At 32.0% G+C, this 19,231-nt stretch carries 17 protein-coding genes and 1 tRNA gene; 10 read left to right on the top strand and 8 right to left on the bottom strand.

The genetic code is table 11. The features are described from left to right. Positions 1-237: 237 nt before the first annotated feature. From METVU_RS07050 to nifB, 4 genes are all read left to right on the top strand, one after another. Positions 238-1,569 carry a phosphomannomutase/phosphoglucomutase gene (locus tag METVU_RS07050; protein ID WP_048196916.1) on the top strand — a complete coding sequence of 444 codons (1,332 nt, stop codon included), beginning with the start codon at positions 238-240 and terminating at the stop codon, positions 1,567-1,569. 135 nt (positions 1,570-1,704) lie between these two features. Continuing rightward, positions 1,705-1,783: transfer RNA gene (locus METVU_RS07055), tRNA-Met, on the top strand. Positions 1,784-2,000: 217 nt separating this feature from the next. After that, positions 2,001-2,399 (top strand): DUF126 domain-containing protein, encoded by a 399-nt coding sequence (locus METVU_RS07060; RefSeq protein WP_048196918.1) that lies wholly within the window; start codon positions 2,001-2,003, stop codon positions 2,397-2,399. An 80-nt stretch (positions 2,400-2,479) separates the two neighbouring features. After that, on the top strand, positions 2,480-3,382 hold the full coding sequence (gene nifB, locus METVU_RS07065) for a FeMo cofactor biosynthesis protein NifB (RefSeq protein ID WP_015733512.1): 903 nt from the start codon (positions 2,480-2,482) through the stop codon (positions 3,380-3,382). Between the two features lie 39 nt (positions 3,383-3,421). On the opposite strand, the gene METVU_RS07070 is transcribed toward nifB, so the two are convergent. After that, a complete protein-coding gene (locus METVU_RS07070; protein ID WP_015733513.1) occupies positions 3,422-4,579 on the bottom strand; it encodes a YcaO-related McrA-glycine thioamidation protein in 1,158 nt (385 codons plus the stop codon). A gap of 137 nt (positions 4,580-4,716) precedes the next feature. Here METVU_RS07070 and METVU_RS07075 point away from each other — a divergent pair, with 137 nt between their 5' ends. Next, positions 4,717-5,598 (top strand): DNA-methyltransferase, encoded by an 882-nt coding sequence (locus METVU_RS07075; RefSeq protein ID WP_015733514.1) that lies wholly within the window; start codon positions 4,717-4,719, stop codon positions 5,596-5,598. Here METVU_RS07075 and METVU_RS07080 read toward each other — a convergent pair. Next, a complete protein-coding gene (locus METVU_RS07080) occupies positions 5,591-6,136 on the bottom strand; it encodes a restriction endonuclease (RefSeq protein WP_245528129.1) in 546 nt (181 codons plus the stop codon). The genes METVU_RS07075 and METVU_RS07080 overlap by 8 nt on opposite strands. Positions 6,137-6,638: 502 nt before the next feature. Continuing rightward, positions 6,639-7,922: a histidinol dehydrogenase gene (gene hisD / locus METVU_RS07085; protein WP_015733516.1), complete on the bottom strand. Its 1,284-nt coding sequence runs from the start codon at positions 7,920-7,922 to the stop codon at positions 6,639-6,641. Between the two features lie 310 nt (positions 7,923-8,232). Here hisD and METVU_RS07090 point away from each other — a divergent pair, with 310 nt between their 5' ends. Next, a complete protein-coding gene (locus METVU_RS07090) occupies positions 8,233-9,147 on the top strand; it encodes an apurinic/apyrimidinic endonuclease family protein (protein WP_015733517.1) in 915 nt (304 codons plus the stop codon). A 52-nt stretch (positions 9,148-9,199) separates the two neighbouring features. On the opposite strand, the gene METVU_RS07095 is transcribed toward METVU_RS07090, so the two are convergent. The 5 genes from METVU_RS07095 to METVU_RS07115 are packed head-to-tail and all read right to left on the bottom strand — an operon-like array spanning position 9,200 to position 14,174. Further along, positions 9,200-9,946, bottom strand: coding sequence for a YchF/TatD family DNA exonuclease (locus tag METVU_RS07095; protein WP_015733518.1), 747 nt, complete (start codon positions 9,944-9,946; stop codon positions 9,200-9,202). A gap of 4 nt (positions 9,947-9,950) precedes the next feature. Beyond that, positions 9,951-10,880: an aspartate carbamoyltransferase gene (gene pyrB, locus METVU_RS07100; protein WP_015733519.1), complete on the bottom strand. Its 930-nt coding sequence runs from the start codon at positions 10,878-10,880 to the stop codon at positions 9,951-9,953. A gap of 39 nt (positions 10,881-10,919) precedes the next feature. Continuing rightward, positions 10,920-11,642, bottom strand: coding sequence for a uroporphyrinogen-III C-methyltransferase (gene cobA, locus METVU_RS07105; RefSeq protein WP_015733520.1), 723 nt, complete (start codon positions 11,640-11,642; stop codon positions 10,920-10,922). Positions 11,643-11,661: 19 nt separating this feature from the next. Then, complete coding sequence (locus METVU_RS07110) at positions 11,662-12,039, bottom strand: ribonuclease P protein component 4 (RefSeq protein ID WP_211204370.1); 378 nt, start codon at positions 12,037-12,039, stop codon at positions 11,662-11,664. 11 nt (positions 12,040-12,050) lie between these two features. Beyond that, positions 12,051-14,174, bottom strand: coding sequence for an ATP-binding protein (locus METVU_RS07115; RefSeq protein ID WP_015733522.1), 2,124 nt, complete (start codon positions 14,172-14,174; stop codon positions 12,051-12,053). 204 nt (positions 14,175-14,378) lie between these two features. Between METVU_RS07115 and fsa the strand changes: the two genes are divergently transcribed. The 4 genes from fsa (at position 14,379) to METVU_RS07135 (ending at position 19,206) form a co-directional block, all read left to right on the top strand. Then, positions 14,379-15,032 carry a fructose-6-phosphate aldolase gene (fsa, locus tag METVU_RS07120; protein ID WP_015733523.1) on the top strand — a complete coding sequence of 218 codons (654 nt, stop codon included), beginning with the start codon at positions 14,379-14,381 and terminating at the stop codon, positions 15,030-15,032. A 200-nt stretch (positions 15,033-15,232) separates the two neighbouring features. Continuing rightward, positions 15,233-16,390 (top strand): pyridoxal-phosphate-dependent aminotransferase family protein, encoded by a 1,158-nt coding sequence (locus tag METVU_RS07125; protein WP_015733524.1) that lies wholly within the window; start codon positions 15,233-15,235, stop codon positions 16,388-16,390. Positions 16,391-16,727: 337 nt separating this feature from the next. After that, positions 16,728-18,110 (top strand): MATE family efflux transporter, encoded by a 1,383-nt coding sequence (locus METVU_RS07130; RefSeq protein ID WP_015733525.1) that lies wholly within the window; start codon positions 16,728-16,730, stop codon positions 18,108-18,110. 40 nt (positions 18,111-18,150) lie between these two features. Beyond that, positions 18,151-19,206 carry a TIGR01177 family methyltransferase gene (locus METVU_RS07135; RefSeq protein WP_015733526.1) on the top strand — a complete coding sequence of 352 codons (1,056 nt, stop codon included), beginning with the start codon at positions 18,151-18,153 and terminating at the stop codon, positions 19,204-19,206. The last annotated feature ends 25 nt before the right edge of the window (positions 19,207-19,231 follow it).

A 19,231-nucleotide genomic window follows, 5' to 3' on the forward strand; every position in this document is an offset into this window, starting at 1 on the left:
ACCAAAAAATAATTACTTTAACTTTCTTATCTTTAACGATCTTACCTTTTTATTATTATTTCTATCATTTTATCATTACATTGATACCTTTACTTATTATTTCAAGTTATTTAAATTTTTCTTTTATATGCGATTATTTGCAAAAATATTTAATTACGAGGAAGATCAAACCTTATAATTATATATCTGATATAAGGGTATGTTATGCCTATTTAAAACTTATGTTTGGTGATCGTCTTGGTATTTAAAGCTTATGATATAAGAGGAATATATGGAAAAGAGTTAGATGAAGCATTTGCATACTCTCTTGGAAGATGTATTGGCCAAAAATTTAAAGGAAAAAAAATTTTAGTTGGAAATGATGTAAGAATCGGATCTAAAAAACTCCTTCCATATTTTATAATCGGATTGTTAGAGGAGTGCGATATTCACTATGCTGGAACGATCTCTACACCTTTAATGTATTTTGGAACAAAAGATAAATATGATCTGGGCGTGGTGTTAACTGCCTCTCATAATCCTCCAGAATACACTGGCTTTAAAATGTGTGATAAAAATGCCATCCCTCTCTCTCCAATAGAAGAGATAAAACCAATCTTCAAAAGATTTGAATTAACGAGTGATGTGGAAAGAGATGTTAAAGCATTAGATCTCAATACATTAAAAGTTGATGTCATAAAAGATTATAAGCAGTTTTTCTTAAATAGGATAAAAAAATCAGATAGAAAGATAGCTGTTGATTTTGCTAACGGTTCTACAACCATTGCTGAAAAAGAGATTTTAAGTGAATTGCTGGAAAATAGAATTTTTATAAATGATTATCCTGATGGAAACTTCCCTGCTCATCAACCCGACACATTAAAGGAAGAGTGTTTAAAAGATATTATAAAAACAGTTAAAGAAAATGGTTGTGAATTGGGATTAATATTTGATGGAGATGGAGATAGGTTAGGAATAGTTGATGAAAAGGGAGATGTTTTAAGAGGAGATATATTAACAGCAATAATCGCAAGGGAAATTTTAAAAGAAAAACCAAATGTAAAAATAGTTTATGATTTAAGATGCTCCAAAATAGTGCCTGAGGTTATTGAAAAGTTCGGAGGAATTGCAGTTAAAAGTAGGGTTGGGCACTATTTCATTAAAAAGTTAATGCATGAAATTGATGCGGAGTTTGCAGGAGAGTTGAGCAATCACTTCTACTTTAAGGAGATCGGTTATTTTGAAAGTCCACTTTTAGCCCTGCATTATATTTTAAAGGCAATGGATGATGAGAATAAGTCATTATCAGAATTAAATAAAGAGTTTAACAAATATGCCCATAGTGGAGAGATAAACTTTAAAGTGAAGGATCAGAATTATGTAATACAAAAAATAAAAGAGCACTTTAAAAACTGCAAGATTGAAGAGTTGGATGGAATATCAATATATTGTGAAAAATTTTGGTTTAATTTAAGACCTTCAAATACTGAGCCATTACTAAGGTTGAATTTAGAAGCGGAAGATGAATATATAATGAAAGAAAAAGTCAATGAGATCAAAAAACTTATCGAAGAATTAAATACTCAATAATTAAATACTTGTTCATATGATTATTTATATTTTATTTTTTATTCATTTTCTTTATTGTGGCACTAATCAACACATAAACGAAAACTTTATATATTAGTTTGCAGTTATAGTAGTTCTGCTTCTTTTAAGTTAAGAAGCGGGGTAGGGTAGCCAGGTCTATCCCGCCGGGCTCATAACCCGGAGATCGGAGGTTCAAATCCTCCCCCCGCTACCATTTTTTAGTTTTTATTTTACGTTATTTTATACATATATTTATTGTTTTATATGTTATTTTTATCTTATTTTTTATTTCCTATAATTTAAATATTTACATATACTTATTAGTGAATAACTATGTTTTTGATTTTCAGAACAAAAGATTTATACTGCTTAAAAAGATAATAAAAAATTTAAAATAAAAGTAGATTAAGTTATTCTTTTCGGTGATCATTGTGGAATTAAAAGGAAGAGGCATCTCAAAAGGAAAAGTAGAGGGAATTGCAATAGTTTCAAAAAAACCATTCTCATTTTTAGGTGGTGTCAATAAAGATGGGGATATTATAGACAAAAATAGCGATCTATATGGTCAATCAATAAAAGATAAAATATTTGTATTTCCATATGGAAAAGGAAGCACTGTTGGGTCGTATGTGATCTATGGATTAGCAAAGCGAGGAATTTTAAAAGGAATCATAAACAAGGAGTGCGAGACGATAGTTGCTACGGGGGCTATCCTCGGAGGGATCCCTCTTGTAGATATGGTAGACATTGAAAAAATAAAGACCGGAGACAAAATATTAATAGATGGAGATAAAGGAATTGTAAAAATTCTAAATAAAAGTAAAAATTAAAACTGAAAAAGTAAAACAAAGAACGCAATAAATAGAAAAAATAAATGGGAAAAAATAAAAACTAAAATGGTTGTGATATTATGAATAAAGATAAAATGTCAAAATTTGCTCATATAACAAAAGTTCATCCATGCTTTAACGAAAAAATCCACGATAAAGTTGGAAGAGTTCATCTCCCAGTTGCCCCAAGATGTAATATTGCATGTAAGTTCTGTAGAAGGAGTTTGGGTAAAGAGGCATGTGAAAACAGACCCGGAGTGGCATTAACCATCTTAAAGCCAGAAGAAGTTGAAGATTACCTAAATAGAGTTTTAAAGGAAATACCAAACATTAAGGTTGTTGGTATTGCTGGACCTGGAGACAGTTTATTTAATAAAGAGACATTTGAGACCTTAAAAATTATCGATGAGAAGTTTCCAAACCTTATAAAATGTCTCTCTACAAACGGTTTGCTTTTAAACAAATACTACAAAAAATTGGCTGATTTAAACGTAAAAACAGTTACCGTTACAGTGAATGCCATAGATCCAGAGATTTTGAAGGAGATAGTTGAATGGGTTTATTACGATAAAAAAGTCCATTATGGCATTGAGGGAGCTAAAATATTGATAGAAAATCAAATAGATGGGATAAAAAAGGCATATGATGAAGATCTAATAATAAAGATCAACACTGTCTTAATTCCAGAGATAAATATGAATCATGTTGTAGAGATAGCCAAAGAGTTGAAGGATTTTGTTTATATACAAAATATCATCCCTCTAATCCCTTTATATAAGATGAGCCATTTAAGACCTCCAACATGCGAGGAGATAAAAAAGGTTAGGGAAGAGTGTGAAAAATATATCCCACAGTTTAGAGCTTGTGGGCAGTGCAGAGCTGATGCAGTTGGTTTAATAAAAGAGAGGAAGATATTAGAAGAGTTCTTTAAAGAAAAAAACAAAAAACTCAATGTTTTTGAGTTAAAACACTTTTCTCATTAAATTTGAATTCTAATATAATATATTTTAATTTTTTTAATTTTAATAATAAAGATTTTTAACTCTTTCAAAAGCCATTCTTGATAATCTATCCCTATCTATTGTATAGATCTCCATTTTTGGGATTATAACTCTTACAGCATCAACTCCAACTTTATTTAAATCAACATATATCAACTTATCAAATCCAAACTCTGAAATTTTATCTTTTATAAACTTTAAGTCATTCTTTAAATCATAACTTGCATTGTTTGGCATATCTGCAATATTTATCTCCTCCTCAAACTCAAACCACTTTCTATGAATCCTCTTCAACCTTTCATAAGGAATTTTTGATGTAAATTCCTCTCTTAACTTGGCATCTCTCCTAAATCCATGTAATTGAGAAGCTCTGCTTTGAGCCACCTCAGTTAAAGCTCTTAAAATAGCTATCTCTGGATGTAAGTGGCATCCAACTCCAACACACAGCATTAGTGGGTTTTTACTTAGATCATCACTTATTGCAGCAACAACTGGAATATCAAACTCTGATGTTAAGTCCTTTAAAATTATCTTAACTCCTGCCTTTTCAAATTTTTCTAATAATTCATGAATCAATGGGTTTTTTGCATCTTCAGGATTGATCTTTCTTGGAATCTTTCTTGATAGATCTGCTAAGCTCCAAGCATCCCTCTCTATAACTTCCAAAGTTGCGTGTAATATAGCTTCATCTAAACTATTACCACTTGCTAAGCCGTTGGTGTTTCCTCTAAATAATTTTCCAGAGTTTGGATAGAAAACAGCATCTGCTGGCACATCTACAATTTCATCATTTATAATATCAATCCCTTCAACCCAGTCCTTAATATTTTTATCAGCATATTGAGGCAGTATTAAATCATTAACATTTATTGGATTGTCTGGCTTTTCTTTAACTTTATTTTTATCATAACTTGCTGAAAATCTCTCTATCGCTTCCATGCATGCAGAGACCTTTGATTGAATATCAGTTGCTCCCTTTCCATAGTGTATAGCTATCCCTTCTTTTCCCTCTAAAACTACTTTTCTTGTTAGATAATAGACAGGAATATTTATTTTATCCAAATGCTGTATATTTTTAATCTCTATTGTTTCTATCTTTTTCAACGCCCTTTGGATCTTTTCAAACGTCTCTTCTGGAGAGCAAACTCTATAACTTGCCAATTTGTATTTTATATCCATACTAAAAACCTCTCTATGATTTTATCATCATTTTATCTTTAAAAGGAAATTACTATATAAGTGGTTTATCATAATACTCTTTTAAGGTTAATATAAAATAGCGTTGATTTAAATAAAAAACGGTTTAAGGGATAAAGATGGAGATAAACAAAATCTACTGTATGGATTGCTTAGAAGGGATGAAACAATTAAAAGATAAATCAATTGATGTTGTTATTACCTCTCCACCCTATAACATTGGTATAAGATACAATAAATACTCTGATAATTTAAGCAGAGAGGATTATTTAAATTGGATCGAAGAAGTTGTTAGGGAGATAAAGAGAGTGTTAAAAGATGACGGCTCATTTTTTATAAATGTTGGTTATACTGCAAAAGACCCGTGGATCGCCTTTGATGTTGCCAATGTTATAAGAAAACATTTTAAATTACAAAACACGATTCATTGGATAAAATCAATCGCAATACAAAAAGAAGATGTAGGGGATTATCCAAATATTATTGGAGATATTGCTGTAGGGCATTACAAACCAATAAACAGCGATAGATTTTTAAGTATAATGCATGAATATATTTTCCACTTCACAAAAAATGGAAATGTTAAGTTGGATAAATTAGCAATTGGTGTTCCTTATCAAGATAAAAGCAATATAAAGAGATTTAATAGAAAAGGAGATTTAAGAGATAGAGGGAACACTTGGTTTATCCCTTATGAAACAATTCAATCAAAAGAGAAAGAGAGACCACACCCAGCAACATTCCCTCCAAAACTTCCAGAGATGTGCATTAAATTACATGGTGTTAAAAAAACAAACCTTGTTTTAGACCCATTTATGGGAATTGGAAGCACGGCAGTTGCATGCATTAGATTGGGAGTTAATTATATTGGCTTTGAGATTGATGAATACTATTGCAGAGTTGCAGAGGAGAGAATAAAAAAAGAATTTTTAAAAACAGATAGAAAATTTGATAATGTAAAGGAAAATAAAAATATAATAACTCTTGATGCGTTTATTTAATAAAATCCAAATTCTCCTCATAAATAACTAAATCCTTTTTATACAACTCTCTATTAGAGGCGTTAAACTCTCTCTTAATTCCTCCCTTCAATTTAGACAAATCAACTATTTTAAAGCCAGTAGCATAATATTCACTGCCTAATTTCTCAATCTTAAATGACATGCATAAATGAGGAGCATCAAACCTTATTTTTATCCCTTCTTCATCTTTTGAAGGAGATGCATAAAAGGTTCTATGAGGTGAGTTTATATTTTTCTCATTAAAGGTTTTAATTTCGATATAAACAACTCTTCCTTCTCCTTCTTTCTTTCCTTTATACCAAAACTCTATATCAGGATAGCCAGTAGATTTTTGCCTACCTTTTTTAGTTTTTGGAGTAATTGCATATCCATATTTGCCCAAAACATCTTTAACATAATGCTCAATATAATTCCCAACGTCATTAACCCTTTTTGGTGTTTTTCCTTCCTCAGTTTTTACACCAGCAGTATTTTTAATCTTTTTAATAACTTCATACAACTCTAACAAAAGTAGCAAATGAAATCTTTTCAATCGGTTGCAGAATTTGCCTCAAAATACTTTCTATTTCTTCATAGTAGCTTTTGTCATCTATAAAATCACCACTTATATTAAATCAATCAACTGTATTGGCTTACTTAAAATAGCTTTTTGCAGAGCCGAGCACTTTATAAAATCCAATTTTAAACCCTCAACCTCTATTATTCTGTTTCATTATAGGCGGGGATTTTTTTACGTTTTCTACACTTTTTTACCCTTTGGTTTTAAAAGTTCTTCATAGTTATGGCATTTTTATATTTTTAACGAAATTTTTCCTAATTTTAAGGTTTTTATCTTCTGTGTAAGGGAATGTTTCTATGACACTTTTTTAATCAACCTTTCTTTTTTCTATAAACTAAAAGCTCAAAGTATATAGGGAGTTGATGATATAGCCCCATTATATCTCTCTTCCAACCTTTAAAATAAATTTTCAGTATAATTACCATATGTAATACCTTTCTCATATTCTTTGTAATATTCACTATTTTTTAAGTATCCTCCTTCTAACCGCTTCTGCATGACCAAATAATCCTTCTGCCTCTGCCAATGTAATAACAATATCAGAAATTTGTTTTAAACTTTCTTTATCCAATTTTTGATAAGTTATTTTCTTTAAAAACGTCTCTACATTCAATCCAGAACTCATTCTTGCAAATTGGGAAGTTGGCAAAACGTGGTTTGTTCCAGAGGCATAGTCCCCAACTGGAACGGGACTATATTCTCCCAAAAATACGCTTCCTGCATGATCTATCTTCTTTAAAATATCTTCTGGGTTTTTAGTCAATATCTCGAGGTGTTCTGGAGCGTATTTGTTAGAGAAGTTTATACACTCTTCCAAACTTCCGATAAGGATTGCAGAGTTTTTTAATGCACTGTTAATTATTTCCTTTCTTTCAGCCCTATTTAACTCTTCCAAGATTTTTTCTTTTATTTCTAATGCTTTATCTTCTGATGTTGTTGTTATTACACAGGAAGCGTTAGGATCATGTTCTGCCTGTGCGATAAAGTCCAGTGCAACGAACTCTGCATTGGCTGTCTCATCAGCAATGATTAAAACCTCTGAAGGTCCAGCTAAAAAGTCAATTGCCACTTCTCCATAAACTAACTTTTTAGCTACTGTAACATAGATGTTTCCGGGCCCTACGATTATATCTACTTTTGGAATTGTTTCTGTTCCATAGGCCAACGCTCCAATTGCTTGAACTCCTCCAACTTTGAATATTTCATCAACTCCTACAATATCTCCCGCTATTAATGTAGCTGGGTTCCCTTTACCCTCTTTTGTGGGTGGAGAGGTTATAACAATGTGTTTACATCCTGCTACTTTTGCAGGTATTGTGGTCATCAATACAGTTGAGGGGTAGAATGCTCTTCCACCTGGAACGTAGCATCCTACATTTTCTATTGCTCTAACTGTTTGTCCCAGTATAATTCCATCTTTTTTAACTTCCAAATCATTTATTTGCTCCATTTGTTTTTTGTGAAAATAAATTATATTCTCTTTTGCTTTTTCTATTGCCTCAATAACCTTATAGTCAACAAGGTTATATGCCTCTTCGATCTCCTCTCTACTTACCCTCAGCTCTTCCAATTCAACGCCATCAAACTTCTTAGTATAGTGTTTTACTGCCCTATCTCCATTTTTTTTAACGTCGTTTAATATTTTTGAGACAATCTGCATTATGTCTTCAAGATCTGATTTATTTCTGCATATGATCTTTTTTTCTTCTTCTTCTGTTAGTTCTCTTATTTTTTTGATTAGCATTACTTCCACCTACTTTATCTCATAAATAGCACACAAGATCATAATACAATCTCATAATAGGAATTGCATTTTTTAAATTATTTAATAAGATTTATATAACCCCTGCTTACAAATTATTTATTTGGAGTTATTTAATTTGTATTGGTATCAGTTGTGGTATTTAACTCCTGATGATGAGCATTTATATATTATATTTTCATATCCCCAATAATATGGATGTATTAAATATAGATATATTAATTCCTGGAATTAATTAGCGAATTGATACTTTAAAAATTAAAATCGTAAAAAATCACTTTGGGTGATACTGATGATACTTTTTGAGTGGGGAACTTACAATGCATTATCTACGTTAAAGCAGGCAGCACTTCTTGGAACAAGAATAACGGAGATCCCTCCTGCTGTGCTTTCGAGAAGGTTATCTGCTGGCTACTATGAAAGTTATAGAAACTTGGGTAAAGAGTATTTTACGTGTATTTTAGCTCATGGACCATATTATAGCTTATCCTCTGAGAGAGGAGTTAAAGCACACCTTTCAGCAATCGAAAAGGCCACTCTTTGTGGGGCTGAGATATACAACTACCACCTTGGAAAGAGGGTGGGAGATGATCTAAACCGACACTTGGAGATCTTAAAAAAGTTTGCTGAGGTAAATGGAGATATGATCTACTCTCCTGAGCCATCAACCAACATCGGAGAGTTCGGAACTCTTGATGAACTTGAAGAACTTGTAAAAGCAGGAAAAGAAGAGGGAATAAAAATAATCCCTTCCCTGCAATTGGAAAATATATTTTTAAATGAATTAGGCGTTTATGAAAACGATAATTTGGATGAGGCAAGTGAAAAAGCAGATGTAAAATGGTGGCTAAACATATTCAAACGAATGGATAAAATTTCTGATGAGATTATGCATTTTAGATTTTCACAGGTTATTGGATTAAAGTATGGTAAGAGGTTTTACAAAAAGAGAGTTCCTCTTGGAATGGGGTATCCTCCAATTGAACCGTTAACAGAAGCGTTATCAATCTACTTAGTGGAAAACGCAATGAAAAGTAGTGAGGTTAAAAGAGCGTTGTTTGTATATACTGGACTTCCTGAGGTTAAGTATAAGGATTTAATAGATATTTATGCAATGATAATGAAGAAATCTGTTGACAAGCTTATGAGTAGAGATCACCAAGTTGAGTATGGGGACTTCTATAAAACGTTTGGTGAGGAGGAATAATCCTCTCCAAAATTTTCCTATCTTTTTTATTTATCTATTATTTACCTCTCTTTTAAATTCTTGTTCCAAAAAATTTACATGTGTTTTTATAGATGGTTTTTTTAACTTCTTCCTCTTCTTCCTCCTTTATTTTAGCGATCTCTTTTACTACAAGTTTAACATTTGCAGGTTCGTTTTTAACTCCTCTAATTGGGGATAAATATGGACTATCTGTCTCAGTTGTTAAAAACTCTAAGTCCAATCTTTTTACAAGCTCTTTATGATGTTCGGAAAAGCATACGAGAGTTGAGATCGAGATGAGATGCCCTTCTTTCCCTATTTCCTTAGCCAGATCAACATCTCCTCCATAGCAGTGAAACATCACATCAACTCTATTTTTCGTTATCTCAAAGATCTTTTTTTCAAATCCTCTGGCGTGAACCACTATTGGTTTATTTATCTCCTCCGCTAAGGATAAAAATTTTTTAAAAATTTTTTCCTGTCTTTCGTAGTTTTCATCTTTTATGTCCATCCCTATTTCTCCTACACCCAGTATCTTGTTTTTGTTAGCTTTTATTATGTTGTATACTTTATTAACTACTTTATCATCAGCTCTAACTTTTGAAGGATGATACCCGAGTGTTATGTAAATATTGTACTTGTCTTTCAAATCTAATGCTCTTAAACATCCTCCTAAACTTGCCCCGCTTGTTATTATCTCCACATTTTGTTTTTTAGATCGCTCTATAATTTCATCTCTGTTTTTGTTAAAGGCCTTATCTTCCATGTGGCAGTGTGCATCCACATATTTTGAGTTCATGATTTTATCCTCCATTATCATGCTGATTTTCGTCTATTAACTTTTTTAAAATTGCCATTCTTACAGGGATTCCATAAAAACTTTGTTTAAAATACTTTGCTTGTGGTAGGTTATCAACATCATAGTCAATTTCATCAACTCTCGGTAGTGGATGCATTATTATAAATTTTTTTCCAATTACATAGTCCTTTTTTATTTTATAGCATCCTTTAACTTTCTCATACTCGTTAGGGTCTGGAAATCTCTCCTTTTGTATTCTTGTGATGTATAATACATCTACATCATCTCCAATATCTTTTAAATCTTCTATCTCATAGAAGGTTATATTTTTCGACTTTAAATCATCAATTATATCTTTTGGCATTCTTAATTCTTTTGGAGAAACGAAATACATCTCCACATTATCAAAGAGCGAGAGAGCATAGACCAAAGAATGAACTGTCCTTCCATACTTTAAGTCCCCAACAAAGGCAATTTTTATGCCATCTATTTTTCCGATCTCTCTTAATATTGTATAAAGGTCTAAAAGTGTTTGAGTAGGGTGTTGGTTGCTCCCATCTCCTGCGTTTATAATTGGAACTTGGGAATATTCGCTTGCTAATCTTGAAGCTCCTTCATTTGGATGTCTCAAAACGATAATGTCTGCATATCCACTAATTACCCTAATTGTGTCTATTAAACTCTCTCCTTTTGCTACGGAAGAGCTTTTCAAATCCGTCATTGTGATTACTTCTCCACCAAGTCGTTTCATTGCAGTTTCAAAACTTAACCGGGTTCTTGTAGATGGTTCATAAAAAATAGTTGCCAGTATCTTCCCTTCTAAAAGTTTTAAAGGTTTTTTTGTGTTTAATAGGTTTTCCATCTCTCTTGCCTCTTCAAGGATCTCTAATATCTCCTCCTTTCCTATATCTCTCATGGATATTAAATGCCTCATACAGATCCCTTTAATATTTGATTTTTTTCATTTTATGTATTAATTTAACACATTCACAACCTCTCCTACCACAATAACTCCCGGTGGTTTAATTCCTTCCTTCTTAGCTTTATTCACAATATTTCCAAGAGTTCCTTTTATAACTTTCTGGTTTTTGGTTGTGCCTTCAAGTATTATAGCCACTGGTGTATTTTCATTTCTTTTTGGATTTTTTAATAGATCATTGACTAATTTTTCCAAGTTTGTGATTCCCATTAAAATAACTATGGTGTCTGCATTTAGTTCGCTTAAATTAACTTGTTTTTTTTCTTTATCTTCTGCTTCATGTCCGGTAACAACAGTAAACGAGGTAGCAACTTTCCTATGAGTTATTGGAATCTCTGCAACTTCTGGAACTGCTATTGCAGAAGTTATGCCTGGAATTATCTCGTAGGGTATATTATGTTTTTTTAATTCTAAGATCTCCTCTCCTCCTCTTCCAAAAACAAAGGGATCTCCTCCTTTTAATCTAACAACTAATTTTCCTTCTTTTGCCTTCTCAACTAATATTTTATTTATCTCTTCCTGCTTAAAAGAGTGCATTCCTTTCCTTTTTCCAACGTATATTAACTCCACATTATCTTTTGCATAATCTAAGAGATCTTTCGATATTAAATTATCATAAACTATAACATCCGCCTTTTTAATGGCGTTTAATCCTTTTAATGTTATTAATTCAGGATCTCCCGGACCTGCTCCTACTAAGATAACTTTTCCACACATTTTTCCACCTTATTTTTATTTATTTCTTTTGGTTATTTCTATTTTTTATTTCTTTCATTTTTTCTTTTTTCTCCCTGATCATTGGAATTCTATAAATTGCTCCACAGTTTAAGCATGTTATAACAACGTGAGGGTATGTTTTGCTTCTAACTCTAACTCTTGCGTTCTTCCCATATATTAAAAAGGTTCCACATTTTTTACATATCCTCCTCTTCCATTTCTTGGGAAATTTTATTCTCATCTTCATAGCAATTTTTCTCGCTAAAAACACGTATCTTTTTGCCCTCTCCCAGTTTCCTTTTTTTGCTTCTTCTTCGGCCAAATTCATTAATATATCTATCCTCTCGTAAGCAATCTTTTTTAATTTTTTCTCTAAAAACTTTTTTTTCATAGTTATCCCTTAAACGTTTATAGCAATCCCCAAAACCCATGTCTTGGATTGAATATATCCCCAGCTTTTTTTAAATAATTCAGTGCATCATTGACATCCTTCTCTGATAGACCATATGATTCTGCCCTTTCTTTTATCTCCTCTTCTGGAGCTAAATTATCCTCCCTTAAAGCAGTTATTTCTTTTATTATATTTAAAACAGCGTCCATTTTATCTCTTCTTGATTTTGGAGTTCCAGCTATTTTATCTAAGTCCAATGTTCCTGTCTCTGGATCGTAGGCGATTTGTTTTAAACACTCATCGATTATACCAATTGCCGTTTCAGCATCGATTTTCTCAACTTTATCAGAAAGTCGAGCTTTTGCATGCATTTCAGCGATTCTTATAACTGCCTCCAACTGTCTTGCAGTTATAGGGATTGGATTATCTCCTTCTCCTAATTTTCTCATCTCTAAGTAATATTTTTTTATAATGTTCTTTGCCTTTTCAGTCAGATGTGGCATTATTAACTTCTTCTCATCAAATTCTCCTAAGTAAATATTTTGATTTTCTTCAATATAGGCACAACTTCTTGCATAAATTATATAATATTTTAAAAGAGTTTCATCAACCTCTATCCCATCTATGTTTATTGAGCCAAGAATGCTGTAATCTTTCGTTGCTGTTTCGATGTGGGTGTTTAGTATATGTTCTGCTATTTCTTCATCGCTTTTTTTATTAGGTCTATCCATAAGAGGGAATATCAAATCAAATCTACTTAAAAGTGGAGCAGGAATATCTATTTGCTCAATAACAGTTAAATTTCTATCAAATCTTCCTCTTTTTGGATTACAAGCTGCCAATACAGCACATCTCGCTGGCAACTTTACATTAATACCTCCTTTATTTACGTGTATTGTTTGACTCTCCATCGCCTCTAATATGTATTTCATAACATTTTTATCTACCGTTAACTCATCAATACATGCAGTTCCTTCATTAGCCCTAACAAAGACACCCGGCTTAACTACCCATCCATCACCGATTTCGGTAGCTTCCCTAATAACGTTAGCAGTTAATCCTCCTCCTGTTGCAGTAGTTACTGATGCATAAGCATTTTGAGGGAATAATCTTGCTATTCTTCTAAGCATGGTTGATTTACCAATTCCCGGATCTGTTATTAACAAGATATGGCTATCTCTTCTTAAAGGAGTTCCGTCTGGGAGAAATTTATAAGCTCCTTTTATTTGTTGTAAAAATATGGCCTTTTTTACTAATTCATATCCCTTTATCTGTGAGATCAGATAATCAGAAAGCAGATCTATGACGTTTTTTTTCTTTCCGATTTCATTTAAAGTTTCAATTATCTCCTCATTGCCTAATATGTCTCTAACTTCTATTTTTTGATAACTTTCAGCAATTTTAACATAGTTGCTTTTAACAAAAATTTCAAAAACAGGTAATTTTGGTTTTGTTCTCTTTTTTAAAACTGTTCCAACTACATCAACTCTTCCAGAATAGATTCCAGTACTATTCTCTAAAAAAACTTTTATACTTCTTGGAGGATCGTCTGGATTTTTCATCAAGTCGATTGGTTGTTGTATCTCTAACTCTTGTATGTTTATATATGATGACTCTTCTAAGTCAATAACCATCTCTTCCTTACAATCCCCATTATTACACACCACCTTCGGAATTTCAAAATAGTTGTGTATTGTTTTGTATCTAATATTCCCACATCTTGGACACACAAAACATGCTCTTTTTAATAAAGCACAAACCTTTCCTGCCTTAACTATAACTCCTTCAAATTTTACTAATCTATTTATATCCTCCGCTGAAATCTCATCAATTAATTTTTCACAACCTTTTGGGTTTTTAAATGCAATTTGTATTTTTTCTAATTCTTTATCTTCTCCAAATAACTCAATATATGCCTTTTTAAATATGTCCAATATAACTTCCTCTACATCCTTTGGTCTCTCTACAATTATATCGTTAACCTCACACGCGTCTGGAAATTGCATTAAAAACCTTCCAACATCAAATTCGAAAATATCATTCTTTATTAGGTTTTTGGAAAGTTCCTCCTTTATAAAATTCTTTATCTTAAATTCATATTTGCATCTAAAATCTTGCTCATCAAAAGTTATCACATTCATCACCAAACTGGAAATTTAAAAACTTAAAATCATTACAATAATATAGGTGTATTGTTGATGTTGATCCTCAAAACTAATAAAATTTACTTATCACACTAAAACAGCAAAACTAAATATACAAATTAATAATAAGAGATAACTTTTTAACCCCATTAAATAATATAACATCATCAAAAAACATGAAAAACTTTTTGGAGGGATAAGATGAAATTCTTCTTAGATACTGCAAATGTTGAAGATATTAAAAAATATGCTGAACTTGGATTAGTAGATGGAGTTACCACAAATCCCACATTAGTAGCAAAAGAAGGAAGGGATTTCTATGAAGTTGTGAAAGAGATCTGCCAAATTGTTGAAGGTCCAGTGAGTGCTGAGGTTATATCGACAGATGCGGAAGGAATGGTTAAAGAAGCAAGGGACTTGTCTAAAATAGCTGACAACATAGTTATAAAGATACCAATGACAAAAGATGGAATGAAAGCAGTCAAAATACTATCATCAGAAGGAATAAAAACAAACGTAACGTTAGTTTTCTCCCCATTACAAGCTCTATTGGCTGCTAAGGCAGGAGCTACTTATGTCTCTCCTTTCGTAGGAAGATTGGATGACATTGGACATGTTGGAATGAAATTGGTTGAAGATGTGGTAAAGATATATAAAAATTACGATATTAAAACAGAAGTTATCGTTGCCTCAGTAAGACACCCATGGCACGTTTTAGAAGCGGCTAAAATAGGAGCAGATATTGCTACACTACCACCAGCAGTTATGGATAAACTCTTCAATCATCCACTAACCGACATCGGCTTAGAGAGATTCTTAAGGGACTGGGAAGAGTACTTAAAAAGTAGAAAATAATAGGCACTGCCGAGCGTCAGCGAGGTAGTGCATCCGTGGTATCCCAATAGGAGGTTTCCTCCTATGGTTTTTGAAGGACGAGGAAGAGTATTTAAAAAGTTAGGAAATAAATAACTTTAATAATTTTTTTAATAATTTAATTTTTAATAATCATTTTAATAATCAATAACCTAAAATCTTATCAAAAATGGAGGGAGATTATGAAGTTAGATGCGGTTAAAAGATTATTAATGATTCCTGGGCCAACAATGGTTTCACCAGAGGTCTTAAACGCAATGGCAATGCCAGTTATCGGTCATAGAACAAAAGATTACAGCAGTTTGTTGGAAGATACAGTTGAAAAGTTAAAAAAGGTCTTTATCACTGAAAACGACACATTCTTGATCACAGGATCAGGAACGGCAGCAATGGATATGGCAATCTCAAACATAATAAAAAGAGGAGATAAGGTTCTAAACATTATCACAGGAAACTTTGGAGAGAGATTTGCAAATATTGTTAATGCATACAAAGGAGAAGCAGTTAAATTAAATATTGAATGGGGAGATATGGCAGATCCAGAGGCAGTTAAGGAAATATTAGACAAACATGATGATATTAAAGCAGTTACAGTTGTTCATAATGAAACATCAACAGGAGCAAGGAATCCAATAAAAGAGATTGGAGAAGTTGTTAAAGATTATAACGCTCTATACATAGTTGATACTGTCTCATCACTTGGAGGGGATTATGTAAATGTTGATAAATTCAATATAGATATTTGTGTCACTGGCTCTCAGAAATGTTTAGCAGCTCCACCAGGATTATCGGCTATAACAGTTAGTGAAAAGGCATGGGAAGTTATTAAAAAGAATGACGACAAAGTTGGTTTCTATCTGGATCTGTTAGCATACAAAAAATACTATGAGGAGAAGCGGCAAACTCCATACACACCATCAGTTAATTTAACCTATGCAATGAATGTTGCATTGGACTTGGTTTTAGAGGAAGGAATTGAAAATAGAGTTAAAAGACATGAAAGATTAGCAAAAGCAACAAGAGCAGCGTTAGAAGCGATGGGCATAGAGTTGTTTGCTAAGGAGAGAGCAAGGTCAGTAACAGTTACATCAGCAAAATATCCGGAAGGAATCGAAGACAGCAAATTTAGAGGTATATTAAGCAATAAATATAATATTGTTGTTGCTGGTGGGCAGAAACACTTAGCTGGAAAGATATTTAGAATTGGACATATGGGTATCTGTGGAGAGAAAGAAGTTTTAGCAACACTTGCCTGTGTAGAATTAGCATTAAAAGAACTTGGCTTTGAAGTTAAAGATAGTGGAGTTGAAGTAGCAAAAGATGTTTTGTTAGAAGAATAATCTCTTATTAAAATAAAACCCCCATTCTCTTTTTAACCTCTTTTTGTAATTTTAATGCCTAAAATGTTTCATCTCTAAGATAATATGAAAAAGAAGCAAGATGAGAGTAGTTGGAAAGGTATGGGGGATTATAAAAAGATAAAGAAAATTTTGGCTAAAAAAATGCAATTATGAAATACAGAACTTTTCAGAAGTTATGATTTTATAAAATTTATATAATTTCTAAACTTTCATAGAACTCTTCTTTCATAGATCTCTTTTAAAATCTAATTTTTGTATTGTTGTAATTGCATTATTGCAATATCTTCTTTATTTTTTATTTTTGTGGTGGTATTGAATGAAAAACGTTGAAACATTGCTGTTAGAAAATCCAAAGAAGGCAATTATTAAAGTATCAAAGCCGATTATCTTTGCAATGTTTTTGGAATCGATTTATAGTTTTGTAGATAGCATATGGGTCTCAGGGCTTGGAGCAGATGCGTTAGCCGCTATCGGGGCAAGTTTTCCCATCATAATAAGCATATATGCAGTTAGCTGGGGTTTGGGTGTTGGGGCAAGTTCAGGAATTGCTCGTAAAATTGGTGCGAAGGATAAAGAAGGAGCGATTAGTGTGGCAAACCATGCCGTAATCTTAGCCCTGATCTTTGGAGGATTATACTTAATATCCGTTTATCCAAATATATTTGGAATATTGGACTTGATGGGTGTTTATGGAATATGTAAAATCTTAGCTATTGAATATTTAAAAATATTGGTTTTAGGTATTGGATTATTTACAACCTACGAGGTGTTATGTGGAGTTCTTAGAGGAGAGGGAAATACAAAGATTGTGATGATAGCAAGTGCTATCGGAACTTTAACTAACATTGTATTAGATCCTCTCTTTATCTATATTCTGCATCTCAACATTGCCGGTGCAAGTTATGCCACACTAACATCCATATTTTTATCTACTTTAATATTAATCTATTATCTTTTTATAAAAAAAGAGAGTTATGTTAAAATCGACTTTTCTAAGTTTAAATTTAACTTTGAAGTGGTATTTGACTTACTTAGAGTATCTCTTCCTACTGCACTTATGGAAATTACTGTGGCAATCTCATTTTTTATAATGAATTATATAATAATGATAGTAGGAAACAGTGAAAATTTAGCAGTATATACTGCATCCTTAAGAATTACAGAGATTGGGTTTGTTCCAATGTTGGGGTTAGCAAGTGGGGCAATATCTGTTATTGGAGCAAGTTATGGAGCAAAAAACTATGAAAAATTAAAAACAGCGTATTTCTACACACTAAAAATTGGATTTTTGATAGAAATAATTATAGTTGCAAGCATTATGATATTTGCTCCTATATTGGCTTATTTATTCACCTATTCTAAAACTTCAATGAGCATGTATGAAGATCTCGTTAAAGCGTTAAGAATCGTTCCATTTTATCTTCTCTTCACTCCACTAATATTAACAACATCATCTTTATTTCAAGGAATCGGAAAAGGAGAAAGATCTCTAATGATAGCCCTAATTAGATGTATAATTTGCCACCCTTTATATTCTTATATTCTTGCAGTTATTTACTCACTTGGTATACTTGGAGTATACTTGGGATTAGTGATAGGGGACTTTACAGCAGGTATTTTTTCATTTTTAATTGGAATCTTAACATTAATGGCAATTTCTAAATATTTATCAAAGAGAAATCAAAAAATAGAAAAATAAAATCGGAATAAATAAAATGGATACTTGGAGGTAGTATAGAATGAGAAGAGGTTATGTGCTAAGTGGAGAACACGAGGAGATTCCGATTGAAGAACTCAAAGCACTCTTAGAGATCTATAACTATAAAGGAAAAATTGAGAAGGTTGGAAGATATGCAATAACTGAAAACACTCCCTCTAAAAAAATCGTGAGTAGAGGGGGGTATATAGATGAAGGGCATAAAATTGTCTTTGAATTCAAATTCAGTGAAAAAGAATATGAAGATGAAAATAAATTGATTGATAAGTTTATATCAATATTTGAGGAAAATGTGGAAATACCTTCTGAAGATCTTAATAGTTCAAAATCATTTGCAGTTAGGGTCTTAAAACTCCACAAGGATGAGTTTACAAAAAAACTTAATTCCTTAAAAATTGAAAGAGAAATCGGAAGAATTATAAAAACAAAAACCAATGCAAAAGTAAATTTAGAGAATCCAGATGTTTTAATTAGAGTTGTTATTTTAAAAGATAGATTTTTTGTTTCAACTATGCTGGCAAAAAGAGATAGAGAATACTTCCAAAAAAATAGGCCACATCTAAGAAAATACTTTCATCCCGGTTGTATGCTCCCAAAATTAGCAAGGGCAATGGTAAATTTGGCAAGAGTTAAAGAAAATGACATCATTTTGGATCCCTTCTGTGGAACAGGAGGATTTTTAATTGAAGCAGGGTTAATTGGAGCTAAATTAATCGGATGCGATATTGACTGGAGAATGGCGTCTGGAACAAAGATAAACTTAGAAGAATACAACCTGTTAGATAAAATAATTAAAATTGAAAGATTAGATGCCAAACACGTTGATAAACTTTTAAAAAACGTTGGAATAGAGAAAGTTGATGCCATAATAACAGACCCTCCGTATGGAATTTCAACAGCAAAGAAAGGAGAGATTGAAGAAATTCTAAAAATATTACCTAATTTTATTAAAAAAGGCGGTTATTTCGTTTTTGCCTATCCTAAAAAAGTGGATTTAGATATGGAATTAAAAGGCATATATAAAGTTTATATTCATAAAAAATTGATACGGCATATTCACGTTTATAAAAGATCATAAATAACTTGAATAAAAAGGATGGGAT

Origin of the sequence: Methanocaldococcus vulcanius M7 (assembly GCF_000024625.1) — an archaeon.
Lineage (GTDB): Archaea > AGJL01 > Methanococci > Methanococcales > Methanocaldococcaceae > Methanocaldococcus > Methanocaldococcus vulcanius.